Source organism: Phormidesmis priestleyi ULC007 (assembly GCF_003003695.1).
Classification (GTDB): Bacteria; Cyanobacteriota; Cyanobacteriia; order Leptolyngbyales; family Leptolyngbyaceae; genus Phormidesmis_A; species Phormidesmis_A priestleyi_A.
The window spans coordinates 44,592-70,940 of sequence record NZ_PVWG01000011.1; the positions used below are offsets into that span (position 1 = coordinate 44,592).

Annotated in this window: 23 protein-coding genes; 11 read left to right on the forward strand and 12 right to left on the reverse strand. The window is 49.7% G+C overall.

Annotation, left to right across the window (positions count from 1 at the left end):
• Positions 1-36: 36 nt before the first annotated feature.
• Together C7B65_RS11875 and C7B65_RS11880 are read left to right on the forward strand one after the other, a co-directional pair.
• Positions 37-1,077: a hypothetical protein gene (locus tag C7B65_RS11875; RefSeq protein ID WP_073071321.1), complete on the forward strand. Its 1,041-nt coding sequence runs from the start codon at positions 37-39 to the stop codon at positions 1,075-1,077.
• A gap of 101 nt (positions 1,078-1,178) precedes the next feature.
• Positions 1,179-1,829, forward strand: a complete 651-nt coding sequence (locus C7B65_RS11880) for a hypothetical protein (protein WP_143162046.1) — start codon at positions 1,179-1,181, stop codon at positions 1,827-1,829.
• Positions 1,830-2,089: 260 nt separating this feature from the next.
• On the opposite strand, the gene C7B65_RS11885 is transcribed toward C7B65_RS11880, so the two are convergent.
• Positions 2,090-3,292 (reverse strand): phosphoglycerate kinase, encoded by a 1,203-nt coding sequence (locus C7B65_RS11885; RefSeq protein ID WP_073071325.1) that lies wholly within the window; start codon positions 3,290-3,292, stop codon positions 2,090-2,092.
• Between the two features lie 178 nt (positions 3,293-3,470).
• Here C7B65_RS11885 and C7B65_RS11890 point away from each other — a divergent pair, with 178 nt between their 5' ends.
• The 4 genes from C7B65_RS11890 (at position 3,471) to ispG (ending at position 6,915) form a co-directional block, all read left to right on the forward strand.
• The gene (locus C7B65_RS11890; protein ID WP_073071327.1) at positions 3,471-3,878 is read left to right on the forward strand and encodes a universal stress protein; all 408 of its coding nucleotides are present in this window, start codon (positions 3,471-3,473) and stop codon (positions 3,876-3,878) included.
• 76 nt (positions 3,879-3,954) lie between these two features.
• Positions 3,955-4,791: a ribosome biogenesis GTPase YlqF gene (gene ylqF, locus C7B65_RS11895; protein ID WP_073071329.1), complete on the forward strand. Its 837-nt coding sequence runs from the start codon at positions 3,955-3,957 to the stop codon at positions 4,789-4,791.
• 575 nt (positions 4,792-5,366) lie between these two features.
• Complete coding sequence (locus C7B65_RS11900) at positions 5,367-5,564, forward strand: hypothetical protein (protein WP_073071330.1); 198 nt, start codon at positions 5,367-5,369, stop codon at positions 5,562-5,564.
• A 124-nt stretch (positions 5,565-5,688) separates the two neighbouring features.
• Positions 5,689-6,915, forward strand: a complete 1,227-nt coding sequence (gene ispG, locus C7B65_RS11905; protein ID WP_073071332.1) for a (E)-4-hydroxy-3-methylbut-2-enyl-diphosphate synthase — start codon at positions 5,689-5,691, stop codon at positions 6,913-6,915.
• Positions 6,916-7,135: 220 nt separating this feature from the next.
• On the opposite strand, the gene C7B65_RS11910 is transcribed toward ispG, so the two are convergent.
• The 5 genes from C7B65_RS11910 to C7B65_RS11930 all read right to left on the reverse strand — a co-directional run bounded on the left by C7B65_RS11910 (position 7,136) and on the right by C7B65_RS11930 (position 12,256).
• Positions 7,136-8,551, reverse strand: a complete 1,416-nt coding sequence (locus C7B65_RS11910) for an IctB family putative bicarbonate transporter (protein ID WP_073071334.1) — start codon at positions 8,549-8,551, stop codon at positions 7,136-7,138.
• A 95-nt stretch (positions 8,552-8,646) separates the two neighbouring features.
• Positions 8,647-10,074, reverse strand: coding sequence for a GAF domain-containing sensor histidine kinase (locus C7B65_RS11915; RefSeq protein ID WP_073071335.1), 1,428 nt, complete (start codon positions 10,072-10,074; stop codon positions 8,647-8,649).
• Positions 10,075-10,286: 212 nt separating this feature from the next.
• Positions 10,287-11,036 carry a GUN4 domain-containing protein gene (locus tag C7B65_RS11920; protein ID WP_073071337.1) on the reverse strand — a complete coding sequence of 250 codons (750 nt, stop codon included), beginning with the start codon at positions 11,034-11,036 and terminating at the stop codon, positions 10,287-10,289.
• A gap of 34 nt (positions 11,037-11,070) precedes the next feature.
• Positions 11,071-11,565 carry an adenylyltransferase/cytidyltransferase family protein gene (locus tag C7B65_RS11925; RefSeq protein ID WP_073071339.1) on the reverse strand — a complete coding sequence of 165 codons (495 nt, stop codon included), beginning with the start codon at positions 11,563-11,565 and terminating at the stop codon, positions 11,071-11,073.
• A gap of 13 nt (positions 11,566-11,578) precedes the next feature.
• A complete protein-coding gene (locus C7B65_RS11930) occupies positions 11,579-12,256 on the reverse strand; it encodes a response regulator transcription factor (RefSeq protein ID WP_073071341.1) in 678 nt (225 codons plus the stop codon).
• 347 nt (positions 12,257-12,603) lie between these two features.
• Here C7B65_RS11930 and C7B65_RS11935 point away from each other — a divergent pair, with 347 nt between their 5' ends.
• Complete coding sequence (locus tag C7B65_RS11935; RefSeq protein WP_073071343.1) at positions 12,604-14,022, forward strand: NADP-dependent isocitrate dehydrogenase; 1,419 nt, start codon at positions 12,604-12,606, stop codon at positions 14,020-14,022.
• A 44-nt stretch (positions 14,023-14,066) separates the two neighbouring features.
• On the opposite strand, the gene ndhO is transcribed toward C7B65_RS11935, so the two are convergent.
• The 5 genes from ndhO to prfC all read right to left on the reverse strand — a co-directional run bounded on the left by ndhO (position 14,067) and on the right by prfC (position 21,024).
• Positions 14,067-14,282, reverse strand: coding sequence for an NAD(P)H-quinone oxidoreductase subunit O (gene ndhO / locus C7B65_RS11940; RefSeq protein WP_073071345.1), 216 nt, complete (start codon positions 14,280-14,282; stop codon positions 14,067-14,069).
• Positions 14,283-14,508: 226 nt separating this feature from the next.
• Positions 14,509-15,627 carry a hypothetical protein gene (locus tag C7B65_RS11945; protein ID WP_219898502.1) on the reverse strand — a complete coding sequence of 373 codons (1,119 nt, stop codon included), beginning with the start codon at positions 15,625-15,627 and terminating at the stop codon, positions 14,509-14,511.
• Positions 15,628-15,905: 278 nt separating this feature from the next.
• Entirely contained in the window at positions 15,906-16,376 is a 471-nt protein-coding gene (locus C7B65_RS11950) for an RNA recognition motif domain-containing protein (protein ID WP_073071347.1), read from the reverse strand.
• A gap of 624 nt (positions 16,377-17,000) precedes the next feature.
• On the reverse strand, positions 17,001-19,361 hold the full coding sequence (locus C7B65_RS11955; RefSeq protein ID WP_073071349.1) for a M48 family metalloprotease: 2,361 nt from the start codon (positions 19,359-19,361) through the stop codon (positions 17,001-17,003).
• 34 nt (positions 19,362-19,395) lie between these two features.
• Complete coding sequence (gene prfC, locus C7B65_RS11960) at positions 19,396-21,024, reverse strand: peptide chain release factor 3 (protein ID WP_073071351.1); 1,629 nt, start codon at positions 21,022-21,024, stop codon at positions 19,396-19,398.
• 98 nt (positions 21,025-21,122) lie between these two features.
• On the opposite strand from prfC, the gene C7B65_RS11965 reads away from it, so the two are divergent.
• A complete protein-coding gene (locus tag C7B65_RS11965) occupies positions 21,123-21,533 on the forward strand; it encodes a DUF4870 domain-containing protein (RefSeq protein WP_244913198.1) in 411 nt (136 codons plus the stop codon).
• A 116-nt stretch (positions 21,534-21,649) separates the two neighbouring features.
• Here the strand turns inward: C7B65_RS11965 and C7B65_RS11970 are convergent, their stop codons facing one another.
• Positions 21,650-21,853, reverse strand: a complete 204-nt coding sequence (locus tag C7B65_RS11970; protein WP_073071353.1) for a hypothetical protein — start codon at positions 21,851-21,853, stop codon at positions 21,650-21,652.
• Here C7B65_RS11970 and C7B65_RS11975 point away from each other — a divergent pair.
• The 3 genes from C7B65_RS11975 to C7B65_RS11985 all read left to right on the forward strand — a co-directional run bounded on the left by C7B65_RS11975 (position 21,852) and on the right by C7B65_RS11985 (position 26,314).
• Positions 21,852-23,978, forward strand: coding sequence for an FG-GAP repeat domain-containing protein (locus C7B65_RS11975; protein ID WP_073071355.1), 2,127 nt, complete (start codon positions 21,852-21,854; stop codon positions 23,976-23,978). The genes C7B65_RS11970 and C7B65_RS11975 overlap by 2 nt on opposite strands.
• 320 nt (positions 23,979-24,298) lie before the next feature.
• Positions 24,299-25,813: an MBOAT family O-acyltransferase gene (locus tag C7B65_RS11980; protein WP_073071357.1), complete on the forward strand. Its 1,515-nt coding sequence runs from the start codon at positions 24,299-24,301 to the stop codon at positions 25,811-25,813.
• A gap of 78 nt (positions 25,814-25,891) precedes the next feature.
• Positions 25,892-26,314: a phosphomannose isomerase type II C-terminal cupin domain gene (locus tag C7B65_RS11985; protein ID WP_083582867.1), complete on the forward strand. Its 423-nt coding sequence runs from the start codon at positions 25,892-25,894 to the stop codon at positions 26,312-26,314.
• The last annotated feature ends 35 nt before the right edge of the window (positions 26,315-26,349 follow it).

Here is a 26,349-nt window from a genome sequence, read left to right on the forward strand (position 1 = left end):
GCTAGTCTGGGCTGAGTTCTCTACGGTCTTCAAATCATGCGCCGCCAAACGTCTCCTGTTGCTGCTCGATATCTGTTGGCTAGGTTGCGTCCTCTAACTCGACCCATTTTCTGGGGCCCTGCGATCGCGCTGATGTTTGTGATTCTGTTCACCTGGCAATATTGGATGCGCCCTGAATGGCTCAGTTATTTTGGGGTCAACGCTAGTTCGGGTGACACCAGTGGGCTGTCGCCAGAAGACCGGGCGATCGGTGCAGACATTGACACGCTGCCGATGCTGTTTAACGACTTTGGGGTTGCTAACTCGGCTTCTAAACAGGCTGACCCCGCTAAATCTGACCTCGCAACTTCAACTGATCTGGCAAAGCTTCCTCAAATTCCGATACCGGGTTCGGCGATCGCTCCTCAGTCCTCTGATAAGAGTGTTGGCAATAGCAATGTCTTTGGGGCAACGATGCAGAAACTTGGGCTGCCTGATCTGGGTTTAACGGGCAACTCAACGATCGGCGGAGCGGCCAACTCCACTCAACTGCAAAACTCCAATAATCTGGGTAGTGTTCTGGATTTGAACAATCTGTTGAAGTTTCCGACTGTTGGCACGTCTACAGAAAATTCGTCACAGGCTGCTTCAACAAACTATGGCACTTCTCCTGAAGGGTCGGTGACTCCTTCTAATAATCGTCCGACTCAAACGCCTTCTAGCTTTACTTCGATCGCGCCCTCTACTCCGATCGAAGGCGCAACCAGTCTGGGCAACTTTGGCGTAAATGCCGCCCCAACGACTCCCTACACCAATTCTTATACCAGCATTGTCGAAGGTACTCAGCCTCTTCCGGTCAATGGGACTGTGCCAGTTGTGCCTCCGATCGTGCCTATTTCCCCTTTATCCACGCAGCCGCAGCCAGTTCTATCGCCTCAACCCTTGAGCAATTCGTCAAGCTTAAATGCGATTCCTGCGCCTTTGGTGCCTCAACAGCCTCAAAGCTTTCCGACCAATGACGTTCCGTTCACGGCTCCGCGTCCGATTCCGGGTCGAGTGTTAGGGGGCGGCCAGATCAATACCTTCTCGAATCCTTAAAACTAGCCTTGTGGGGGAGTTAAGGATTTCTATGCTTGAGCAGACTTAGCATAATTAGTCTGCTAAATTATTCACCACAAGAGCACATTGCACGATCAACCATGAACCGACGACTGGTAATAAGTCTGATGATTGGTTTGGGTTTGACGACGGCAGGGTGGACAGTTGCACTGGTAGCTGCCACCCCAGAAGAAGCGCTTCGTCGTCCATTTTCATGCCCAGGACAGCCTGAAGTCGAGGCAAAAAATGTCCAAGTGTTAACGACTCGCAAATGGTCAAAGGGCATCCTGGCACTCTATCGAGGAAACTGTCTGACAGGAGATAAACACAGCTCAGACCAGCAAGTTTTGAGCTATCGGGTGATGAAGCAAATAGGAATGGAATGGCGACTCAGCAGTAGTGGTAGTCGTTTCACCACAGCCGAGAAGTCTAAGTCTAAACCCGTCTCTTTGATTGATTATGGAGTTGGGCACACCGTTGGCAAAGGGAACGATCGTCAAACAATTCTCTATGGTCAGGTGCTCTCGCCTCAAGTTTCAGCCATAGAAGTCACTTTTAATAATGGCAAAAGTCTTCGCGATGAGAGTCCTGACGGGCTATTTGCCTTAGTGGCTCCGGGCGCGACAGGCATTTGTGATATTCGAGTATTTGGGTATGACAATCAGATTTTGCAGCGAAACGAACTGATATCACCTCAAAAATCTGACCCTCATGATGGAAACACCTGTCAGGCAATCTCAGGACAGTTGTAGATTAAGGATCAGCTTTCAGATCCCTGAATTAAGATCGCAGATTAAATAACTATCGGTCACTTGCAACGCCAAGGGGCAGTGCCATGCCCGTACACAGATTCCTGCTTTATTTAACCTGAGTTCGATAGCAGTGGTTCACTCCGATGATGAATTCAGGAGAGCTACCTAAGTCTCCCAATTTGGGGGACTTAGGGGGCAGAAGCCGCTGAGAACGAAGCGAAAAAACTCGTCGAACTCACGTTTATTTAAATTTACGCTTCTTACGCCTCGTCTAGGGCTGCAATTCCGGGGAGTTCCTTCCCTTCTAGCAGTTCTAAACTTGCGCCACCGCCCGTTGAGATGTGGCTCATTTGGCTGGCAAGCCCAACTTTCTCAACGGCTGCTACCGAGTCACCGCCGCCAATGATCGTCGTGGTGCCTTTGGGAGTTAAATCTGCCAATGTGCGCGCGATCGCTTCCGTTCCCGCAGCAAATTTATCAAATTCAAACACACCCATCGGGCCATTCCAAATCACGCTTTTGCACTGATTGAGCGCATCCTGGAAGACTTTGATCGAGTCGGGTCCGATGTCTAAACCCATCCAGCCATCGGGAATGTTTTCGATGCTGACGGTTTGAGCATTGGCATCTGGAGAGAAGTTGTCAGCGACTACCACGTCCGTCGGCAGCAGCAAGGCAACGCCCCGCTCTTTGGCTTTGGCTTCGAGGGTTTTTGCTAGTTCTAGCTTGTCTTCTTCGACTAGAGACTTGCCCACGTTTAGCCCACGAGCTTTATAGAAGGTGAAGATCATGCCGCCGCCCATGAGCAGATAATCGACTTTATCGAGCAGGGTGTCGATCACGCCGATCTTGCTGGAGACTTTTGAGCCACCGACGATCGCAGCCAACGGGCGCTGAGGATTCTCGATCGCGTTTTGCAAATACTGCAATTCTTTTTCAACGAGTAATCCTGCTACCGAGGGACTCAGATAGTGGGTTACACCTTCGGTCGAAGCGTGAGCGCGGTGAGCCGTGCCAAACGCATCATTGACGTAAAGATCGGCGATCGAAGCTAACTTCTTTGCAAATTCTGGATCGTTCTTTTCTTCTTCTGGGTAGAATCGAACATTTTCTAGCAGGATCACGTCTCCGTTATTCATGGCGCTGACTTTAGCAGCCACTTCATCGCCAATGCAGTCGTCGCACTTGACCACCGATTGCCCCAACACTTCAGAAAGGCGTTCTGCTACGGGAGTGAGACGCAGTTTGTCATCGGCTCCTTTGGGACGACCAAAGTGACTGCACAAAATCACCTTTGCCCCTTTAGAAGTCAAATTTTGAATGGTCGGCAACGCGGCTCGAATGCGAGTGTCGTCAGTAATCTTGCCCTGATCGTCTACCGGAACGTTAAAATCAGCCCGAACTAAAACTCGCTTTCCTTGTAAATCAGAGGATGATAAATCGTTTACAGTCTTCTTGGACACAGAACCAGTCTCCTGAATAAGTCTTTCTACCCGTCCTTATTTTCCCTGAAAGTGTCGTGATGTCGATCGCAAATCTGGTCTTGATGCGCTAAGTTCAGAAACATAGAGCCAATAAGCGTCAAAATAAAAGACGAAGCTCCTTGAATTCTCGCTTCTAGCCTTTCGGAAATGAGATCTTATGTTTAAGACTGTTTTATTCCCAGTTGACCAAAGCCGAGAATCGCGGCAGGCGGCTGAAACCGTTGCTACCCTCGTCAAAACTCATCAGAGCCGATTAATTATTCTCTCGGTTGTCGAGCCGCCCGAAGCCGAAGTCCCGTCTACGGATGCGATGGAGTCACCCCAGGTAGTTGCTGAGTTGCTGCAAAACGCAAAGAAGTTATTTTCTCAACAAGGCATCGAAGCCGAAGCGTTAGAGCGAGAAGGCAAACCTGCTTTCACGATTTGCGATGTGGCTGATGAACTGGATGCCGATCTGATTATCATGGGCTGTCGAGGATTGGGACTCACCCATGAAGGCACTTCTGAAAGCGTGACCAATCGAGTCATTAGCTTGTCGCCCTGCCCAGTGCTGGTCATTCCCTAAGAAGCTGAGGGATGAGGGGTGAAAAGTCACCTAAGATAGAGGTTTGCCGTCAAATTCTCTCTCGTCTCTTTTCCCCATGTCTTCCCCTCCTATTCAGTGGTATCCCGGTCACATTGCCAAAGCAGAAAGAGCGCTTTTTGAGCAGCTTAAGCGCGTTGATGTGGTCTTAGAAGTGCGGGATGCTCGAATTCCGAGGTCAACTCATCACCCACAGGTCGATCAGTGGATTGGCACCAAGGGGCAAGTGTTGGTGCTTAACCGCACGGATATGATCCCGGCGCAAACTCGTCAGCAGTGGACACAGTGGTTTCGATCGCAGGGGCAAGAACCCAATTTTACCGATGCTCAACACGGCAAAGGCATCGAAGCGGTCGCTGGCGCAGTGCAAGAAGCGGGGGCACAGGTCAATGCCCGGAGGCGCGATCGGGGCATGTTGCCCAGACCGATTCGTGCGGTGGTGATTGGCTTTCCCAACGTGGGCAAGTCGGCGCTGATCAATCGCTTGCTGAATCGGCGAGTGGTTGAAAGTTCTCGTCGGGCGGGGATCACTCGTCAACTCAGATGGGTGAGAATTTCTGATCAAATCGAGTTGTTAGATGCACCCGGCGTTTTGCCCAACAAGCTCACTGATCAAGAAGCTGCCATCAAGCTGGCGATTTGTGATGATATCGGTGAAGCCGCCTATGACAATCAGCGCGTTGCGGCATCGCTGGTCGATTTGCTCAAACAGTTGCATCAAGATCGCTGTTTAGAGGCTCGATATAAAGTCGATGCGGCTGAGTTAACGGGGGAGAGCTATTTGCAAGCCCTAGCAGAGCGGAAATATAAAGGAGACGTTGAGCGATCGGCGCGTCAGATTCTCAACGATTTTCGCAAAGGAATTTTGGGCACGATCGCGCTTGAACTGCCCTAGTTTAAGCAATTGTTTTTCAGGGTTGCGACTTGCTTGATTGAGAGTAAACTCGTTAATAAAATTTATTGTTCTTGCTTAATAGAAGTCTTTTATCAAATTGAAGAAATGTGACTTTTGCAACATTTTTATCTGAGATAGCTCTATCTATTAAGTCAACTCCTAGAGTTAGAAATCTCAGCTATCCACCTGATTCACGATCGGTTAACCCTTCTGCTACCATTAAACGCAGCGACAAATTTATAGGACAGGTGATCTAAGATACAGGTATCTTATTCTCTGAAACCCTTACTGACATAGAGCTATCGCTTCTGAAAAAAGCTGGGAACCTTTTAGGTTTGATCTCCGTCGCCTCTTTAAGTGCGGTCGCGAAATCGGTAGGTAGCTTGGTTGCTTCCAATCAATTGGTTTAAGTCTTTTTATAGAAATCTATTGCTTAAACTCAAAAACGGCTCACTCAGTTAAAAATTAAATTGAGTTATCTGTCTCCTAACTTGCATAAACATTCAAGTTAATAACTATAAGACTTACAAGACCTAAGACCGTTGTTTTATATCAAAGTTTGCTGGGGTGTTCTTATGGCATTAATTCGTGAAGTGGTGCAACAGGCTCTGATCACTGGCTTATTGACGATCGAAGCTGAAGACCAACTGCGACAGCTTCTGTCAACCAAGTATGACCGAGAAGATTTGCGAGCCTTTATGACCCTGCAAACGGCGGCAATGGCTGGCTCGGTGAAGCAAGAATCTCGATGCTGCGTCTCATCGGCTCGATAGCCAAATTGAGGCATTTTTTGCACTGTGCGCTACAAATCAGACAAAACGGCTCCATCTATGGCAATCTGAGAGACAGAGAGAATTTTCCCCTATTTTCATGCTGTCGAGTCTTAACAACAGCCGTATGCAAACTTTGCCAATTCCTGCTACTTCTGCTCCGATTTCTAGCGAGCTATCTACAGACCCCGCCATTCAGCGTCGCAAAACCCGTCCCGTCCCGGTTGGCAGCATCACGATCGGAGGCAGTCACCCGGTTGCTGTTCAGTCCATGATCAACGAAGACACGTTAGACATTGAAGGATCAGTGGCAGCGATTCGGCGACTGCATGAGATTGGCTGCGAAATTGTCCGCGTGACCGTGCCGAGCATGGCCCACGCCAAAGCGATGGAAGAGATTCGCGATCGGCTGCACAAAACCTATCAGCCCGTGCCCCTCGTCGCTGATGTGCATCACAACGGCATGAAAATCGCGCTAGAAGTGGCGAAATATGTCGATAACGTGCGGATTAATCCCGGACTTTATGTGTTTGAAAAGCCTAAGAGCGATCGGACTGAATACACACCCGCAGAATTTAAAGAGATTGGGGACAAGATCTACGAAACCTTAGAGCCGCTGGTGGTGTCACTGCGCGACCAAAACAAATCTATGCGGATTGGGGTCAATCATGGCTCACTCTCAGAACGGATGCTGTTTACCTATGGCGACACGCCTGAAGGCATGGTCGAGTCGGCGCTAGAATTTATCCGGATTTGTGAATCGCTCAACTTTTACCACATCGAACTCTCGCTCAAGGCATCTAGAGTGCCTGTGATGTTGGCTGCAAACCGCCTGATGGTCAAGCGCATGAACGAGCTAGGCATGGACTATCCCCTTCATCTAGGCGTGACTGAAGCGGGAGACGGCGAATATGGACGCATTAAATCTACGGCAGGCATTGGCACCCTTTTAGCAGAAGGAATCGGCGACACCATTCGTGTTTCTCTGACTGAAGCGCCTGAGAAAGAAATTCCGGTCTGTTATGGCATCCTGCAAGCCTTGGGTCTGCGGCGAACGATGGTCGAATATGTAGCATGTCCGTCTTGCGGACGTACGCTATTCAACTTAGAGGAAGTCTTGCATCAAGTGAGAGACGCAACTCAGCATCTGACGGGGCTAAACATTGCTGTCATGGGTTGCATCGTCAACGGGCCGGGTGAAATGGCTGATGCTGACTATGGCTATGTTGGCAAGCAAGCTGGATTCATTTCTCTTTATCGTGGTCGAGACGAGATTAAAAAAGTCCCTGAAGCAGACGGCGTTCAGGAGTTGATTAATCTGATTAAAGGCGACGATCGCTGGGTTGATCCCTAACAAAATGTCAGTTCGATGAGTTCTTTCGCTTCGTTCTTCAAGGCTTCTGCCCCCTAGATCCCCCATTCTGGGGGACTTTGAACCGGAAATCTTGGCTTGAAGTTCCCCAAACTTGGGGGATTTAGGGGGCACGACAAACTGTAACGAAGCCGTCGAATTCAGGCGTTCAAATCATACGATCTGAACGCCTTTTTTATAGGTAGGGTTCTGCAATCAATTTTTATGATTCAACCAATGGGCTATCTAGACGCGGTTGGTAGGTGTAGAAACTGGCAATCAACCCGATCGTCAGCCACCAAAGTGTATTCACCGCCGGACGGTAAAGCACCGTATCGACCAAACCATGCCCCAACATAGCGGCTAGGGCACCAATAATGCCAATCAGCCAAAAACCATCGCGATCGCCCAGTTGTCTGAGTCGCTTGAGCTGCACAAAGCCCTGACTAAACGTCACCAGCAATAGCCACAAGAACGCAAATAAACCAATGATTCCGGTTTCAACCGCCACTTCTAGCAGAATTGAGTAAGCACTCAGCGCACTAAATCGCGCTCTCTGATAAAGCGGATAGATCTTCTTAAACGGCGGATCACCGGGGCCGATTCCCAAAACTGGATAGTCTTGAATCATTTGCACAACCGAAGTCCACACATTGAGTCGGAAATTATTGCTGCTGTCGCCCCGTCCGGCAAAAATGCTGCTGACTCGATAGCGCAACTGAGGTATCAAGACTACGGCGAGAATAAACAAGCCTGCGATCGTCCCCAAGGCGATCGGAAGTGCCCAAATTCTCCAAAAGCGCGGCAGTGCTGCACTCCACCAATACAACAGCAAAATCAGCAGCGTTAGCATCAACACGACCAAGCCGATCCAGCCGCCTCGACTCCCGGTGTAATAGAGACACATAAAATTGACGATCGTCATCGTGATCGCCAAGAGTTTTGGCACCCAACTGCGCCAGGCAAAGATCGCGGCAACACTCAACGCGATCGCAGGCAGCAAATATCCTGCTAATAGATTGGGATTGCCCAAAAAGCTGTAAACTCTCACCACTTCAGCGTTTGGAGATTCTGGATCAACCCAGGTTGCTAAAGCCTCCGCGCCAAAAAACTGTTGATGAATGCCGTAAACGCTCATCAACAGCGCAACGTGTAGATAAAGCGAAATCAGCCACGATCGCAGCCGAGACGACCTTAACACCCGCGCGGCTAAAGCAAATAGCAGCACATAGAGCGTCAGTTTGCTCCATCCGGTAAACGCCAACTTTTTGACCGGAGACATCGCCGCCGCGATCGTGGCCACTCCCCAATAGAGCGACACCATCAGATGAATCGGTGTAAACCCCGAACCCAAAACCGCTTTTTGCTCTGAGTCAAAGCCCCGATCGTCCGAAACGGTTAACAATGCCCAATAACAACCGCAGGCAAAGAGCAAAACTCCTGCCAAGTCACTTGAGACAAACGGAGTCAACCCAAAAACCGTGCCGAGGAGTGCCGCTCCGATCGGGTCTGCCCACTGCATGAACACACTGCGCTTACGCCATGCTTGCAGCGGCCCGACGAGTCGATGCAGATAGCTAGAGCCGCGCCACCGATAGAGCGGCAGTGCTGATAGGGTGATCTGTTGCCACGGATTCATACGCGATTTCCAAAGCTTTAGAGAATAATAGCCAAGCCGCCTTTGGGCTATGGTCAATTATCCTCAAAAACGGATCGTTGGCAAGCGGTAGTGACTTATGGGTTAACTGCGCTTAATCGAGGCAGCGTCACTACATATCGATGTCCCGGCTCAGAGCCGCCTTGAATGAGAATTTTTCCGCCGTGCATCTCTGCCAGTTGGAGGCTCAACAATAGCCCCAAGTTTTTGCGAAGAACTTCTGCCTCGATCGCCTCTGAGACCGCTTCATAATCTGCGATCGTCGCCGTTGACATCAGGTTATAGTCCGACAATCTACTGCCATTGCCGTTTGCGTAATCGCCGTAGCCTAAGCTCATCAGAGCCACAGACCCCGCAGGCTGGGACGCATAAATCTCTGAATAGCCAAGTTCTTCATCAAAGCACGGATGCGATGACCAAACGGTCAATCTCAGCCCACTACCCTTATGAGAAACATGGAAGCGAATCAGACTCCCGGCATTAGACGCTTGAATCACACTAAACATCAGGTGATAAAGCATCTGCCGAATCTTTTCTTTATCTAACATCCAGATGCGGCTGCCAGGTTCGACTGAGAGCCTGATTTTTTGCTCTCGGCGGTGAGCGGCTTGCTCTAGAGTGCCGATCGCTTGCTGACAGAGCATCTCAATATCGACTGACGAAAGATTAAGCGACTGGGCGCTATCCTCCATTTGAGAGAGTTCTAAAATTTCTTTAACCAGAGAGAGCAGATATTGTCCACTTTGATGAATGATGTCTAAGTATTCTTTCTGTTTAGGGGTTAGAGGGCCGTATATTTCTCGACTTAAAACGCTTGCCATGCCCATCACTGACGTGAGGGGAGTCCGCAGTTCTTGAGCAAGCTGGGCGAGTAGCTCGAACTTAATAGAATGGGTTGAAGAGTTCTGGGGCTGAGGGTCGATCGCCGCTGACTCAACGCTAACTTGATTTTTGGTTAGGTAAGTGCGCTCATATTCACTCATGCTGAGGCGAGCCGTGAGAGCCAAAAATTCTTGATCTTTGACCGTGAAGATTCGTGGCACCAGATCCATGACCGCCAGTGAGCCAATACACTCTCCGCTAGAGGTGATGAGGGGTGCGCCCATGTAGGCACGAATTCCATATTGTTGAGCAAGAATGCTATTGGCGAAGGCAGGATAATTTAGGGTGTCGTCGATCGCCACCACTTGATGACTGTCTATGACATGAATGCAAAACGACTCATCACGGGGCAGTTCACGAGAAACCGCCAAGTCATTCATCAAGCCTAACCGCGCCAGCCCTACAGCCGACTTAAACCATTGGCGATCTTGAGCGATCAAGCCCAAGATTCCGATCGGAGCCTCTAAAAAATGAGCAGCGGTCTGAGTTGCCTCCTCAAAAATTGGAACGCTATCTGTTTCTAGCAAGCCCAACTCTGTCAATATCGACAGACGCTGCTGCTCACGTACCGCAACCGTTAAACCATCTAAGCGACAAAAAAGTCTGCTTTCAGGGATTCCCATTCCAACCCCAGCCCCTATAAATAAATCCGTGAGATTATGCAATCGAGGAGACTTCTTTATAGAACAGTCTTCATCTACACCAAGACTGCCCTCGCCTTGTGCCACACGAACGGTTATATGCAAGGGAGATTACTGAAGTTTGGGAGGTACGCGTCTGATGCGATCGAAAAAATCACTGAATCGTTAGCAATTTTACACAAGATAATCGATCGCTACTCAAACCAGGCTGGGTGATCGAGCAGAGCCGCAATCACCCGCACCCCACGGAGTTGATTGGACAAGGGGAGATGTCCTCTCGGAGCGCTGAGGTTCCAGGTAAACTCATTTGGGTAGCGAGTCCAGTTGTTGCCTGACTTCCAGCCAATTTTTTCCCAAAGCTTATCCCAGTTTTTGCCGACACCCAGCCAGATCTCGCGCTGCACTGAAAACCCAAATCGACTGTTTGAATGGGCCAGCCAAAGGGCGTTGATCGTCTGCAAGTCCACTGACGCGAGGCTTTCGATCTCGGTGAAATAGATCCACTTGCGCTGCACAGCCGCCGACCCTGCAAGCTCACAAAGCTTTTGAATGGTTGACTTGTCGGCTGCCTCAAACTCTTGCTTGGCCAAAATCTGCTGAAGCGGTGCATAGTCGAGGTTGTGCTGCGATCGTAAGGGCACCGTCCCGGTTGGAAAATGCTGCTGAAGAAAATCAACGACTTGAGTGGCGCGTGTGTTAAACAGCGCTTGATAAACGGCTGCCTCAACGACTTTGATCGGAGTTTTGCTCGATCGTCCTTGATCTAAGCCAGGTTGACGCTCTAGCAAAAATTCCATTAAGACCGCTAGACCTGCGTCTCCTACGGCAATCAACTCGTTAATGATCTGTAGCTGAATTTTCTCTGGCTCAGATCGCAGCTTATATTGCAAGGTGGCGACGCTGGCGGGAATGTTGAGAGCCGAAGCGGTATCTAGGTTAGTCATGAAACGATTTATTCCAGATTGCGGCAGTGAAGGGCTAGGAATTTAAGATGCGGCGAATGATGGCACTCGTAGAACTAGGGATTTCAACCTGAATCAGTTTGACGTGCCCCCCATAAGCGTGAACGATCGACGCTTCGGGCAACGTTTCAATTCTATAGTCTCCCCCCTTAGCATAGATCTCTGGCTGGAGCGCTTCAACCAATTGAGCCGCAGTTGGCTCAGAAAATAGCACGACTCCATCGACTGATCTGAGGGCGGCTAGCACTTCTGCCCGTTGCAGTTCGGGCACGATCGGTCTAGCGGGTGCCCCATCAGCTTGAGGTTTGATGGTTTGCACCGATCGATCGCTGTTTAGCCCTACGATCAGCGATCGTCCGAGCAGTTTCGCAGCGTGCAAATATCGCACATGCCCTGCGTGGAGCAGATCAAAACAGCCGTTTGTAAACACTAGCGGTCGCCATTTTTGGGGATCGGTAGCGATCGCCTGTTTCAGTTCGCTCAAACTATAAATATTAGACCGATTCTCCATCTCACCCCATCCTCTAATTCTCAGCCACTTCTTCCTGAGAAGACGGTTCGATCGGGAGGCGATATCCCTGCTCAAACGCAAACCGAACTAGCTGCGATCGGTTCTCTAATTGAAGCTTGCTGAGAATATTACTAAGATGAGTTTGCACTGTGCGGGGGCTAACAAACAAGTGATCGCCAATTTGCTTATTGGTATAGCCTTGAATCACTTCCCAAAAAACCTTCTCTTCAGCAGGCGTTAACGGCAGAGGGGGCGGAGTGGGAATTTGGGCAGGAATGCTCTTAGATTGCTGCATTAAACGCACGATTTCGGAGTGCATTCGGCGCGATCGCTCTAGCTGCGCCTCAATTTTTGCCAGGAGTTCTTTGGGTTCAAACGGTTTGATTAAATAGTCATCTGCTCCGATCGAATGCCCTTGAACTCGATCTTCGATGTCACTTTTGCTTGACAAAAAAATAAACGGCACTAGCTGCCCCGATCGAGTGGCTCTCAATCGCCGACAAAATTCATAGCCGTCCATTTCGGGCATCAGCACATCAGAAACGATCAGATCGGCGGGATCTTGCTCAAAAATCTTAAAGGCTTCCACCCCCGACGCAGCATCTTGAACCAGGTATCTGCGTTTTTCTAAATATCGGGTGAGTGCTGTCCGCAGGGTTGTATCATCGTCAACTACCAGAATTTTCTTCATTCACGTCTCCAGGCAGTCAATTAAGCCGCCTCTAGCTTGCTTCGAGCGATCGTTGGCAGAAATCTACACAAAATTATCAGATGAGACGAGATGAACTCTCGATCAAAAACCGTTCTTGCCACTTCATCGTATTTTAGAATTCTTTGATGCTGCTTAGTTCTACTGAATTTAGTATCAAGAATTGATGAAGAAATACTCACTACGTGATCGATCAGGCTTCACAAAATTCTGATAGCCTACCAAGACGGCGCTGATCGCTGCGTTTAAGGCAAGCCTCTCGTAGATGACGCTTTGAATTGAGATCGCCTCTAAGACGTTAGTAACTGACCCTTTCTCACTAAAAATCTATGTACGAAAAAATCACTCCTCCGAGCACAGGTGAAGCCATCACCTTTAAAGACGGTGAACCGATCGTCCCTGATCACCCGATTATTCCATTTATTCGAGGCGACGGCACGGGGATCGATTTGTGGCCTGCCTCTGAGAAGGTATTTGATGCTGCGGTCAAAGCCGCTTATGGGGATCAGCGCAAGATCACCTGGTTCAAGGTCTACGCAGGCGATGAAGCGTGTGAACGGTATGGCACTTATCAATATTTGCCAGAAGACACGCTAGCCGCGATTCGAGAGTTTGGGGTGGCGATTAAGGGGCCGTTGACGACTCCGATCGGCGGTGGCATTCGATCGCTAAACGTCGCTTTACGCCAGATCTTTGACCTTTATGCTTGCGTTCGTCCCTGCAAATATTACACGGGCACACCGTCTCCTCACAAAACTCCAGAGAAGCTAGATGTAATTATTTATCGTGAGAATACGGAGGATATTTATTTGGGGATCGAGTGGAAACAGGGCAGTGAGATGGGCGATCGCTTGATCAAACTGCTCAACGAAGACTTGATCCCCAACACGCCCGAACACGGCAAAAAGCAGATTCCGCTCGATTCTGGAATTGGCATCAAACCGATTAGCAAAAAGGGATCTCAGCGATTGGTTCGGCGGGCAATGCAGCACGCTCTGCGGTTGCCCAAAAATAAGCAAATGGTGACGCTCGTTCACAAAGGCAACATCATGAAATATACCGAAGGGGCGTTTCGAGATTGGGGCTATGAGTTGGCGATCGACGAGTTTCGAGCCGAATGCGTGACTGAGCGCGAGTCTTGGATTCTCGGCAACAAAGAGAAAAATCCAGATCTTTCTCTCGAAGACAATGCTCGTCAGATTGATCCCGGTTATGATTCCCTGACCTCTGAGAAGCAAGCCGCGATCTGCGAAGAAGTCAAATCTGTCTTAGATGCAATTTGGGAGACTCACGGATCGGGGCAGTGGCGCGAGAAAGTGATGGTCAACGATCGCATCGCTGACAGCATTTTTCAGCAGATTCAAACGCGCCCCGACGAATATTCGATTTTGGCGACGATGAATCTCAACGGCGATTATTTATCCGATGCGGCGGCGGCGATCGTAGGCGGTTTGGGCATGGGCCCCGGTGCTAATATCGGCGATTCGTCTGCGATTTTTGAAGCAACTCACGGCACCGCCCCTAAACACGCAGGACTCGATCGCGTCAATCCCGGTTCTGTGATTCTCTCTGGCGTGATGATGCTGGAGTTTATGGGCTGGCAAGAAGCGGCAGATTTGATTAAGAAAGGGTTGAGCGCGGCGATCGCCAACGGTGAGGTCACTTACGATTTAGCCCGGATGATGGAGCCGCCGGTTGAGCCATTGAAATGTTCTGAGTTTGCAGATGCGATCATCAGCCATTTCTAAACTTGTAGGGACGTTCTATAGAATGTCCCTACGCCATAATACGACTAGCTGAATGGCTCTAGCTGATCGACTCGCAGCCAAATATTAGGCGTTGGGACGATGCCAAACTTGACAAAAGCAAAATCACCTTTTAGATCAATCACTTCGCCCTTAGTGTCAAAAATATAGCTGGGAAATCGAGCATCGCTTGCCTTGGCTTCCAGGCTGTTCTCTAACTTTTCTCGCACCGCCCGAACCAAGTCACCTTTCTTGACTGCCATAGCCTACCTCGAATTACTTTACTTAACGTCAGTTCGACAGAGGTAGTTCGCTCCAATTGTGAATTCGGGAAGCCCCCTAAATCCCCCAAATCGGGGAACTTCAAGCCAAAGTTTCCGGTTCAAAGTCCCCCAGAATGGGGGATTTAGGGGGCAGAAGCCGCTGACAACGAAGCGAAAAATCTCGTCGAACTGACATTTATTTAATATTTTAATGAGTTTGGAGCCTCTATTTCAGCCGATTTTGGGCAGACTTCATTAGTTTTTGCGCGTCTGAGTATTGGGTTGTGCCCGGTTTCACTCTGGCGAGTTCATCAATAATCTGTTTGAGCTGAATGGCAACGCGACCTCTATCGGTGCCTTGCGGATTATTGGTTGTCTCCGCTAACAGTTGATTGGTTAACTGTTGAGCTTTTTCAAAGGCTTGCATTGACTCTTCTTCAGCCTTTGACCGCACCTTAACTGCACCCAGAGATTTTTGATAGCTGACGAGTTGGGTCTGTGCTTGCACATAGTCTGGATCGCTGACCGTAATTTTATCTATGCGATCGATCGCCGTCTCCCACAGCTTCTGAATCTCGGCTAACTCTGCTAAAGAATGAGGTGGATTCCGTGTCGATTTGGTCGCTTCGGCGGCAAACTGTTTAGCAACGGTGATCAGACTTCCAGTTCGAGTATTGTCTTTGGTAAAGCCGACCACTTGTTGAAAATCTCGCTCATAGGCTTGGAGTTTCCCTTGCGCCATTCGCCCCGCCAGCGTTTTTGAAGGAATTTCTTGCATCGTGTCGATCGCGGCTTGCCACTGCTCGATCGCTTTACTCTGCCTTGGTTGGTCGGTTGCTTGACGATAAGCTTGTTGGGCTTCAGCGATCGCCTGACCCGCCTGTTCTATCTGCGTCCGAGCGTTGTCTTCTTGAAATAGAGTCGCTTCCATGCGGGCAACCTCGGCGCGTGCCGCCCGAAACTCATCGATCGTAAAGTTCCAACCGCAGTGAAACAGGCTGCAATATTGACTCGGATAGTAGCCCACAAACCAGACTGGCAAAGCATCCAGGTTTTTTTGTGCGGCTTTTGCTTTGGTTTTGCCTAACTCAAAATCTGCGGGAGCCGTCGCTTGATTAATCAGTTGATCGGCTTGCTCGACGTTGACGATCGCCTGTCGATAGTTTTGATCCATGCTGATAAAACTGGGCACCAGCAAGAGTGGTGCTGATTTAGCCACTGCCCATCGCAGGGGAGGAAAGGGCAAATTGAGAACCCAGACTCCACCTGCTAGGGTAATGAGGGCGATCATGGAATATTTGATGGCTCCCCAAGGAAACGGAGCGTGATCACGCGGACGGGGCATAGCGTAAAGACTGAAACGACTACTCTCTCAAAGGTGCCCCAAAAAGGCTGAACACTTAAAAGGGACACTCGATCGAGCGTCCCTTTTATGCGATCTGTAAATTAGGATCAAGTCTGGCAGTGATCTGCTTAAAATCTTTTAGGGTTGACGCTTACCGAATCACAAGCGAAGTCATTGTGACATCGCCTCTGATTGGGAAAGCGCCAGCACAATCAGGCTAAACGGCCTGCTGTATCTTGAAATCCAGCAAATTTAACATCTTGGACAGACGTTAAACCTTAGGAGTTGGTGGTTTGGGTCGCTAGAAGTTGCTTGAGCTTCTCAAGGTCTTGCGCCCAGCGAGGATCAGGCTGAATCGAGTCAGGATCAGACGAAGCCGTTGTGGTCGTGCGGGTCTTGTTATTGGCATTACTGCTGCCACCCTTGCGTCGAACACCACCTGACGAAGCAGCACTAACCGGAGCGGGTGCGCTGCCTTCAGGCTTGTCTTCTGTTTCCTTCGTGCGAGGCAACGCCTTCTCGATTTTGATGGCGTTGTCCTTGATCTGCAACCCGTTGAATTTTTCGATCAACTGATCGGCTAACTCATCGGTTTTGACCGTGACAAACCCAAAACCGCGACACTTGCCCGTCTTGCGATCGGTGATCAGCTTGGCTGAGACACCATCCCCCTCTTCTGCAAACACGGCTTCTAGCTCTTGCCGAGTTAAGTCTTCTGGCAAATTGCCAACATATAAACGAATGGACATAGTGAGAACCTCCAGACTTTGATCCTAATACACTTGCTTTGAGAACGTTCACCGGATGTGGGCTGAGGATGGGCTAGACCGACCTCTAAAAAACTGCCAAATTCGCTTCCCTTGCCAACCGCAACAACTCAAGTAGTTCGTCAAATCTTAGGCTTTTAATCATCTGCTGACGACTGTCCCAAGATGGGTTGAGAACAATTCTTACTAAAAGAAGAACCCTTAAGTTTTTGGTAACTGCTGGAGGACTCAGACTAAACAGTAACTTTTAACTGTCTCTCCAGAATGTTTATGCCATTCTTAAAGGTACCATGCCCACCAGCGCTGAACTTCACCCGCAGCAGATTTCCATCGATAGCTTGATCTCCCCTTTAAAAACTGAAGCGACCACTCAAATTTTCTCTGTCTAAATGCACATAAAAAATCAGCGATCGAACTTCGATCGCTGATTAAGCTTGCTGTGTTGGGAGGAGAAATAACTGATACCGAGACACTTTAGCCACATTAATCGTGAGATACGGGACTGAACCCGGAATCATCCAACTCCTGTAAAGAAATGTAACACCACATTTCAATAAGTGCAATTTTTCTTTACAAAGAAGCGGGTCTTTCATCAACAATGTAAGACTAGACGATTAAGAAAAGTCCGAAGAGAATGGCGGTGCCAGCGAGAATCGTAGACCAAACCTGATGCCCACTGCGGCTGATGCGACCCCCCGATCGTAAGGTGTCCATATCGATCCAGGGAATCGCCCCTCGCCGAAACCACCCTGTAATCAGCACAGCCTGCCCGATTAGATCGACAGGGCGAGTGACTTGGGGAAGCAGATTTCCGACTGCACCTATTTGCGAACTGTAGTGCAGCTTGATCAAGCCTTTTGGGGTTTGCAAGAGCAAATCTTGCCCTAACCCGTTGGCGATGCCTATGCGTCCTAGCAATGTGCCTTCTAGGCGAATGGGTTGACTGTCGATCGGCAACGCATCCGGTTTTGTGATCAAGGTTGAGAGCCATGACAGATCTGCTGACGTGGTGAGCGGTTCTGACTCGCTGAGTGAATGTGTGGGCGATCGATTCGACTCCAAATGCTTGAGTTCTGGAAAGAAGGCATTGAAGCGAAGAAAGATTCCTAGCCCTAAACCGATCATCATAAAACCCGCAAACAGGTTGTAGTCACTCGCTAGCCAGGAGATTTGCTGCACTCCAAATCGATAAGCAATCTGAGCCGCAAACCAGAGAATCTGAGCGACGAGATAGCCTGCCGCCAGCCCAAAAAATGGCGCACATTGCAGCAAAAACGATCGCGGGTTTCGATTCAGCGATTCAGACGGTTCGATGTCTAATTCTGGCTCTAACTGCCAGTGAAGCGCATAGTGGGTGAGGCGTTGCAGCCGATCGCCCATTAAAGGATGCGAGTGATTAATCGCTAACCAATGTCGATCGGGGTTCACCAGATCCCATTCCAGGAGGGCGGTCAAAGATATGTGAGGATAGAAGCTTCCTAGACTCGTTGCGGCACCGCATCCCAACGGCGTAAGCAGATCAAAGCTTTCTAACAGATAATCGGTTTTGGTGTCTCGCTGAATGGTTTGAGCCGTTGCGATCGCACTCTTAACCAATGCGCGAATCAGGCCATTCGGGTTTCCGGTCAGGTTGCAGGCAGCCCGATCGCTGTACGTTACCCGTTGTTTTGAGAGCCACAGCCCCGACCCGCGCAGCAGGCGATAAAAACCGTAGCTAATCGCCGACCCGATCGCCAACAAGTCGGCTCCGATGCCCAGTAAAACCGCTATGAGCTTACTTTCTCGTTGTCGTAACGCGCTTCTTTCTCGCAGCCAGTCTCCACCCTTTGCCGTTTGCCAATAAAGTGCGTAGGGAATTTGAGTGACGATCGTCACCCAAGACATGAGGCTAAAATCCCAGTGGAGAATGTGACCGAGTTCGCCTGCATAAATGGTCGCGATTTCGTTATCAGTCAGTTGGTCGAGTAGCCCTTGACTGACGACAATCCGACAAAATCGCCGCAGAGAGCCATAGGTAAAGGCTAAGGGCGCTTGAGTGGGCACGATTCCTAGACGCGGCATGGGCATCTGATGCTGCTGAGAAAAGCGCTGAATCATCCGATAAGCTTCTGGGCTGTGCGCTCCTAAAGTGTCTGCTGATAGAGGATGTAGGTTGTACAGCCCTTTGAGCAGCGCGTCAAGCAGCCAGGGAGAAGCCACAAACAACACACCCAAAATCAGTAGAATTTGTCCGACTGGAATTTCGAGCGATGGAATCGGACTGCTCAAGTGCAGAATGCTGGTTGTGAATTTGAACCAGAGAAGACCGATCGCATTCAAGACCACAAACACGCTGGCGATCAGCAGAAAGAGCGCGATCGGAGTCGCCATTTCTGCCCACTGCAATCGAGCGGGATTGAGTTTAGGTAAAGGTTGCCAGCGCTGAGATCGTCCCGCACTGCGCCAAATCGATGAGTTTGGAGCCGCAACAGGTTTTTTAACCGATGTAGCGGCTGGTGGATTGACGGGTGGCGGAGATTCTGAATTCTGAACAGAGGGCTGCTCCGTTGCCGATGAGTTTGGGGGAACAAAGACCGATCGTCTGCCCGTTGTCCCAGACTGCAAGGGCACAAATCCCGCTAAGTCTGCGGTTTCTGCATCAGCATCAGTTTCCGGGCCTGTCGATGTTGGATAACGCTGCTCAATCTCTTCTAACGTCTGGCTTGCCCAATCTCTGACTTTGATGTGGGGACTAGAATACAATTGCTGACAAACAGCGATCGCCTTTTTAGGTCGCCCACTGCGTAGATAGACGGTCGCCAGCCACATTCGCGCCTTGATCGAGTTGGGCTGCTCTAAAGCACCCGCTTGAGACACGAGATAGCGCTCCAAGTGTTGAATTGCCTGGGAGTAGTTGCCCTGTTTGATTGCTGCCAGACCCGCTTCAAGGCGATCGGCACCCGAAGCGGAATCAGGGGAAGAAGTCATAATTTCTGGAACTCACAGCGCTTCTAGGATACCTCTAGAGTGCAATTGGCTCTTTCCCAGAAACTACGGGGGCGATCGAGTTCAGTTTTAACTCAGGGTGATCTGACTGAAGCTGCTGACAGTTCCACTCGTTGCGAAACAGCAAAACAGGACGTTCCCAGCTATCTTTGACAGTTAACGTGTTGAAAATCCGCCCTACTTTTTGCAATGCTTCCCAGCCGCCATCGACCCATCGAGCCACCGTATAAGGAAGCCACTCGACCGTAGTCTCAACCCCATATTCATTTTGTAGACGGAACTGCACTACTTCAAACTGCAACTGTCCAACGGCGGCTAGAATCGGGTCACGTTTGGCTTCGTCGGCAGAATACATAATCTGAACGGCACCTTCTTCTCGAAGCTCAGATACGCCTTTGCGAAACTGCTTAAACTTAGACGGGTTGGGGTTTCTGAGATAGGCAAATAGTTCGGGTGAGAAACAAGGAATGCCTTCATATTCCAGCTTTTGACCGTTGTAGATCGTGTCTCCGATCGCAAACACACCCGGATTGTTCAACCCAATCACATCGCCCGGATATGCCTCGTCGATCACTTCTCGATCTTGAGCAAACAGCTTTTGAGGACGAGACAATCGCACGGTTTTTCCTGTTCGTGCAAGGTTCACTGTCATATCTTTCTCAAACTTGCCCGAACAAACTCGTACAAAGGCAACTCGATCGCGGTGTTTAGGGTCCATATTTGCCTGAAGCTTAAACACAAAACCCGAAAACTCTGGGTAGGTCGGCTCAATTTCACCTTGATTACTTTCGTGATTTCCCGGCTTTAGCGCATAGTCGAGAAACGCATCCAGAAATAGCTCTACCCCGAAGTTAGTCATGGCACTGCCAAAGAAAACGGGAGTCATTTTGCCTTGATGAACGGCTTCTAAATCGAGTTCAGATCCAGCGCCCTCAATCAGTTCTAGCTCGTCTTTGAATTGATGATAAAGTCCTTGTTCTAAAAGAGACTCAATGCGCGGATCACCGAGGTCAATCGCGGTATCGATCGCTTCTCGGCTACCGTGTTGACTGCGCTCAAATAGGTGAATTTGCTGGCTGCGGCGGTCATAGACCCCTTGAAAGAGATCGCCCATGCCGATCGGCCAATTCACCGCGTAGGTTTGCAAGCCTAATTCTTGCTCGATTTCGTCCAGCAACTCTAGCGGCGATCGCCCCGGACGATCGAGCTTATTGACAAAGGTGAAAATGGGCAGCGATCGCAGTTTGCAGACTTCAAACAGCTTGCGGGTTTGCGGCTCTAAGCCCTTGGCAGCATCGATCAGCATGACTGCGTTATCGGCGGCGGCTAGAGTCCGGTAGGTATCTTCACTAAAGTCCTGGTGTCCGGGGGTATCGAGCAGGTTGATCTGACAGTTTTGATACTCAAATTGCAGCACGGTTGAGGTGATCGAGATGCCACGCTGTTGTTCCATTGCCATCCAATCTGACGTAGCGTGGCGTTGAGAACGACGCGCTTTGACGGCTCCTGCTTCGTGAATTGCGCCTCCATAGAGCAGCAGCTTTTCGGTCAGGGTCGTTTTGCCTGCGTCGGGGTGAGAAATAATCGCAAAGTTGCGGCGACGCTCAACTGCTGTCTGCAATTCAGCCTGAAGTTCAGTGGACATGCTTAGATCCAAAGGATAAATTCGAGGAAACCCGGAAGTTTTACAATACCCTAATTAAAGATAACGAAAAATGGGGCGAGGGGCGAGGAGTGAGAGGTGTGGAAATTGCTCACTTCTGCATCCCAGATATCCTTACCAAAGAATCTCAAATTTGGAAAATCATGGAAAACTCTGATCAACGTAAGCTATTGTCTGCTCTGTGTCATGGGTCAATTTTTTTGAGTTCTCTGCTGATCTCGATCGGTATCCCAGTCGCGATTTTATTGATTTCAGATGACTTGATCGCCAAAGAAAATGCCAGAGAAGCGATCAATTTTCACATTAATCTTTACCTTTATGCCGCCCTTGCAGGAGTGCTGGCAGTGACGGTGATTGGCATTCCGATCGCGATCGTGCTAGGCATTGCCCTGTTTGTGGCCAGCTTCGTCATGCCGATTATCGCGATCGTAGCGGTGCTGGGCGGCTCTGATCGACCTTACCGTTACCCCTTCATCTGGCGGTTGGTATAACTTCATCAAAACTTAATCACGGCCTAGCAAATTTGCGGACTTTACTCTGTACGATGTAGAAGTAAATATCAGGGCATTACGGACTTCTCCTGAGTGAGATTGACTACCTTCAGCATCTACCATTCACCATAGCAAGATCCTCCAGATAGAGCCTGAAAGCCCTGAAAATCTTCAGAAGGCTTTCGGCGCGTATTGCTGGTATTGGTAACATTGGGGTTGATGTGAATAGGTATAAATTTTTTATTGGTTTGAATGAGCCAGTCGTTTGTGCGTCTGGGTCTGTAGGTTTTGCGGTTAAGCGATTTTGGAGCATCCGTCATGGACACTAGTAGTGACCTGCTCACCGCTTCGCCGCTTTCGCTCAATTCTGACAGTCAACCTCTCAGCACTGATGCTCTGCGAGTTGCGTCTGCTCAGAGCAGCTTTGAAACAGCCATTCTCTGGCGCAATTCAGCCGAGGGGATAAATACTAGCTGGTCAATGGACGGAACCCGATATGTCAGAAACCGCGATCTGACTTCCGTGAAAGGCTCAAGCTGGCAGTTGACCGCGACGGGTGACTATAACCGCGACGGGCAAGACGACATTCTCTGGCGTAACTCTGATGGTAGTCTCGCCTGGTGGGTGATGGATGGCACCTCGATCGCCAAGGCAGTTTTCTTAACCACGCCTGCGGTCACAGACCTCAACTGGCAGATCGCTGGAGCGGGTGACTATAACCAAGACGGACAAGTCGATTTGCTCTGGCGGAATAAAGCTGAGGGTTCCGTTGCCTGGTGGGTGATGAATGCCACCTCGATCGCCAGCGTCGTCTATTTGCCGACCCTAAAAGATGCCAATCTGACGATCGTCGGCACGGGTGATTTCAATCAAGATAACCAGGTTGATCTGCTCTGGCGCAATGGTGCCACTGGCGAAAACTTTTGGTGGGTGACTAATGGTAGCGCTGTCACCGAAAAGCGGGTCTTGCCCCCTGTCACCGACCTAAATTGGAAAATCGTCGTCACGGGCGATTTTAATGGAGATGCAAAAGTTGATTTAGTGTGGCGCAACTCCAGCACAGGTGCCAACAGCATTTGGCTCATGAACGGTCTAGATGTCGCTGACTCAGTGGCACTGCCGACGGTTGCCGATCTGAATTGGAAAATCGTGGGCACTTTGCGCCGTCCTGTTGAGGAACTGTCGCCCGTGAGTGTGGGCACTGCACCTGCTGCCTTATCGGCTCCTGAAAAGGCGGGAACGCTCACAGCGGCGATCGCTGAAAATTCGGCAAACTTTTCAAGCAGTGCTCAGGTGAGTGCTAACGATCTCAATGATTTCTATCGGTTTACGATCGCCCAGTCTGGAGTTTTTAGCGCCAGTTTGACGGGCTTGACCGGAGATGCTGATGTGCGCCTAGTGCAGGACGTTAACCAAAATGGCGAGGTTGACCCCGGTGAAGTGTTGGCGTGGCAGTGGGAGCGAGGCACCATCAGCGAATCGATTCGGCGGTTTTTGACGACGGGCACCTATTATGCACAGGTGATGAGCTATGGCAGTCAAACGGCAAACTATGGGCTGACGACCAGCTTTACCCCAGCAGCCAGCGATGATCAAAAATTTGAGTTTAAGCTTGGTTTTGATACGCAAGGGTTGAGTGGGTTAAACGATGCGGCAAAAGCAGCGATCGTCGATGCAGCAAAGTTTTGGGAAAGTGCAATCACGAGTCGCAGCGCTATCACTCAATCCAATCAGTTAAACGTCACAATTACGGGCAAAAGCCTGGTCTATAGCAATGGCAGTGCTGATAATGGAACACTGGCTCTGTCGGGGCCGCAATTTGCCCTAGACGGCCCTAATTTAATCATCAGTAGTGGCATCAGCACGATCAACGCCCGTCGATTTGCTGAATTTAATGCCAATCCGACTTATTTGCGTAGCATCATGATTCATGAATTTGCTCACGTTTTAGGGTTTGGCACCTTATGGGAGCCTGTCCAATTTATGGATTCTAGTGGACAGATTTTTAACTTTGGCAAGAACTTGATCAACCGCACCAATGCAACTTATAACGCCAATACCTACGCAGGCTGGGCTTATGGAGGATTGACAGGCAGTTCTACCCAAGTGGTGGTTCCGATCGAGGCGGGTGCTTTTGCTCACTGGGATGAAACTCGCTTTGACACCGAGTTGATGACCCCCTATGCTGAAACCCCTGGAGTTGCTACTCCGCTCAGTCAGTTGACGCTGGCCTCTCTCAGAGACCTGGGTTGGAATCTCAACTTTGGGGCGGCTCAAGCCTATTCACTGCCCGCAGTTGCCCCGGCTGCCAGTTTAGCGCCGACTGCTCAAGGCAGCCAATTGGCAGCTTATACCAGTTGTGGGTGCGCTCGGTGTTTGGCAGCATCGAAGGTTTACACGCTTGATGGCACGACTTTGAGTGAGGCGATCGGCGCTTATGCCTAGAGCTAAAACTTGCTGAGTCGCGGTGAACTTTTTAGACAAAACTGCCCGCAACCAAATTCGGTCACGGGCATAGGGACAGTTAAACGCTTGAAAATATTATGGCTCAACTCTATTGAGATTGAGGAAGCGATGGACGGTTGACAGAGTGTCCATTGACCGCAACAAAAAGCAAGAGACACGACATGTCCTCTTGTGAATCTGCAATATCAATTGCGTCAATAAAATTGGTATTAGAGTCGTCTAGGCAAAAAAGTTTCAGGCACTAAATTTAGCGGTAAACTGTGCCGCTAGGATGCCCTTGTTTAAAACCCAATCCGCCCATGACCTTTCTTTCTCCGCTTTACGGCTTGTTTTTGCTGAGTGTTATTGGGATCTATTGGTCTGTGCAGCAGTCGTGGCTGCGATCGTGGCTATTATTTATCGCGAGTCTAGTTTTTTATGCCTCGCTGCAAGCCCAATACATTCCCCTGCTGCTGGCAGCTACTTGGATTAACTTTAAGTTGGGACAAGCGATCGGGGCGCCTCCTGATTGGCGCATCGAAGACTGGCAGTTTGCTCAACAAGATTGGAATCGGCGGCGCATCAAGCTTCTCAGCGTTGGTGTAACGATTAATGTTTTACTACTACTTAGTTTTAAATACCTTCCATTTATTCTGTCGTCGGTGGGAACGGTTTTAGGCTGGTCGAGCGGGTTCCCCGCAGCGAAGCTGTCCGCTCAACAAGGCGCAGACTGGACGACTCAACACATCCTGGTTCCCCTGGGGCTGAGTTTTTTCTGTTTTGAGTCCATTGCTTATTTGGTTGATGTTTATCGCGGCGCACCCGCAACGCAAGGGTTTCTCAAGTTTGCGTCTTACAAACTGTTTTTTGCCAAACTTATTTCGGGTCCCATTGTCCGCTATCACGCCTTTGCAGGACAGCTACAATCGCCTAAATTTCCGGCGATCGACCAGATTACAGAAGGGCTATGGCTGATCGCTTGTGGGGCAATTAAAAAAGGACTGATTGCAGACCGATTAGATATTCTCGTCAAGCTCAGTTTTGATAACGCCCAGCGAGCCGGAAGCGGTAATTTGTGGCTGGCGATCGTCGCGTACGGCTTGCAGCTTTATCTCGACTTTAGTGGCTATGTGGATGTAGCACGGGGCAGTGCCCTGTTATTAGGAATCAATCTACCTCAAAACTTTGACTTTCCTTATTTCAGCACGAGCATTGCTGATTTTTGGCGACGCTGGCACATTACCCTGGGCGACTGGCTGCGAAATTATCTTTATTTTCCTCTGGGCGGCTCTCGTCGAGGACTGGTTCGGACGTGTATCAATCTGATTATTGTAATGTTGATTGCTGGAGTCTGGCACGGAGCGGCCTGGGGGTTTGTGGTTTGGGGTGGGCTGCACGGGGTCGCGTTAGCCGTGCATCGACTGGTGGATCTGCGATCGCGACAATCTCCCCAACTCGAAAATTTTTGGCAAACCCTACCGGGAATCGTGATCGCCTGGTTTACGACTCAGCTAATGGTTTTTAGCGCTTGGATCTTTTTTCGTCTACCAAACCTCAGAGATTCGTGGGTGGTGGTGCAACGACTAGTCGGACAGTCAGCCGATGCCCAGTTTGCTCAAAAAGTTTATGGAGAAGCGATCGGGCTATATCCCTTGCAGATTTCTTTGTTGCTGGGCGCGATCGTCTTGGCAATGGGGTTCGCCTACTTGCTGAATCGAGGGTTAAAACTTCAACTCACCTGGCACATTAAACTATTTTTGGTGCCGCTTTGTCTTTATGCCGTTTGGGTGCTGGCTCCTGAAGGCGGTTCAAAATATATTTATTTCGATTTTTAACGGTGTTTTGTGTGGTGTTATTCGGATGTTTCTTAAATGTCTTGCATTATAGAGACAGGAGTTCTTTAAGAAAAATCGATGAACCAGGAAGTGAGCGAATCAGTGACTTTGCATCCTAACGGTGTAAACGCACTTCAGTCGTTGTCATCTGACTCTGAAATCACGCGCACCCGCTATTGGGGAACCGTGACCCTGCTCGAAGAAGGCAAACGCTATCGAATTAACCGCATTGAGCTAAAACCCGGACATCACATCAGCACTCAAATGCACTATCACCGCAGTGAACACTGGGTGGTGGTTTCGGGCACGGCTAAAGTGCTGTGTGGGGGTGAAGAAAAAACGCTGGTGCAAAAGCAATCCACTTATGTGCCGACCTGCACGCCACATCGGGTTGAAAATCCGGGTGTGATTCCTCTGGTGATGATCGAAATCCAGAACGGGGAGTATTTAGGAGAAGACGATATTACTCGATTTGAGGCTGATCCAGAGTTAGACGATTAAGCAGTCCTTAACGTTAAGCTTTTTAATCTAACGAA

Coding starts and splice junctions, on each gene's coding strand:
- C7B65_RS11920 (WP_073071337.1), bottom strand. CDS start 11,036: ATGACTAACCTAGATACCGCTTCGGCTCTCAACATTCCCGCCAGCGTC.
- C7B65_RS11915 (WP_073071335.1), bottom strand. CDS start 10,074: ATGGGAATCCCTGAAAGCAGACTTTTTTGTCGCTTAGATGGTTTAACG.
- ndhO (WP_073071345.1), bottom strand. CDS start 14,282: ATGGCAGTCAAGAAAGGTGACTTGGTTCGGGCGGTGCGAGAAAAGTTA.
- C7B65_RS11930 (WP_073071341.1), bottom strand. CDS start 12,256: ATGAAGAAAATTCTGGTAGTTGACGATGATACAACCCTGCGGACAGCA.
- C7B65_RS11970 (WP_073071353.1), bottom strand. CDS start 21,853: ATGACGGATGCTCCAAAATCGCTTAACCGCAAAACCTACAGACCCAGA.
- C7B65_RS11955 (WP_073071349.1), bottom strand. CDS start 19,361: ATGACTTCTTCCCCTGATTCCGCTTCGGGTGCCGATCGCCTTGAAGCG.
- C7B65_RS11935 (WP_073071343.1), top strand. CDS start 12,604: ATGTACGAAAAAATCACTCCTCCGAGCACAGGTGAAGCCATCACCTTT.
- C7B65_RS11910 (WP_073071334.1), bottom strand. CDS start 8,551: ATGAATCCGTGGCAACAGATCACCCTATCAGCACTGCCGCTCTATCGG.
- C7B65_RS11980 (WP_073071357.1), top strand. CDS start 24,299: ATGACCTTTCTTTCTCCGCTTTACGGCTTGTTTTTGCTGAGTGTTATT.
- C7B65_RS11880 (WP_143162046.1), top strand. CDS start 1,179: ATGAACCGACGACTGGTAATAAGTCTGATGATTGGTTTGGGTTTGACG.
- C7B65_RS11875 (WP_073071321.1), top strand. CDS start 37: ATGCGCCGCCAAACGTCTCCTGTTGCTGCTCGATATCTGTTGGCTAGG.
- C7B65_RS11900 (WP_073071330.1), top strand. CDS start 5,367: ATGGCATTAATTCGTGAAGTGGTGCAACAGGCTCTGATCACTGGCTTA.
- prfC (WP_073071351.1), bottom strand. CDS start 21,024: ATGTCCACTGAACTTCAGGCTGAATTGCAGACAGCAGTTGAGCGTCGC.
- C7B65_RS11925 (WP_073071339.1), bottom strand. CDS start 11,565: ATGGAGAATCGGTCTAATATTTATAGTTTGAGCGAACTGAAACAGGCG.
- C7B65_RS11985 (WP_083582867.1), top strand. CDS start 25,892: ATGAACCAGGAAGTGAGCGAATCAGTGACTTTGCATCCTAACGGTGTA.
- C7B65_RS11890 (WP_073071327.1), top strand. CDS start 3,471: ATGTTTAAGACTGTTTTATTCCCAGTTGACCAAAGCCGAGAATCGCGG.
- ispG (WP_073071332.1), top strand. CDS start 5,689: ATGCAAACTTTGCCAATTCCTGCTACTTCTGCTCCGATTTCTAGCGAG.
- ylqF (WP_073071329.1), top strand. CDS start 3,955: ATGTCTTCCCCTCCTATTCAGTGGTATCCCGGTCACATTGCCAAAGCA.
- C7B65_RS11945 (WP_219898502.1), bottom strand. CDS start 15,627: ATGCCCCGTCCGCGTGATCACGCTCCGTTTCCTTGGGGAGCCATCAAA.
- C7B65_RS11950 (WP_073071347.1), bottom strand. CDS start 16,376: ATGTCCATTCGTTTATATGTTGGCAATTTGCCAGAAGACTTAACTCGG.
- C7B65_RS11975 (WP_073071355.1), top strand. CDS start 21,852: ATGGACACTAGTAGTGACCTGCTCACCGCTTCGCCGCTTTCGCTCAAT.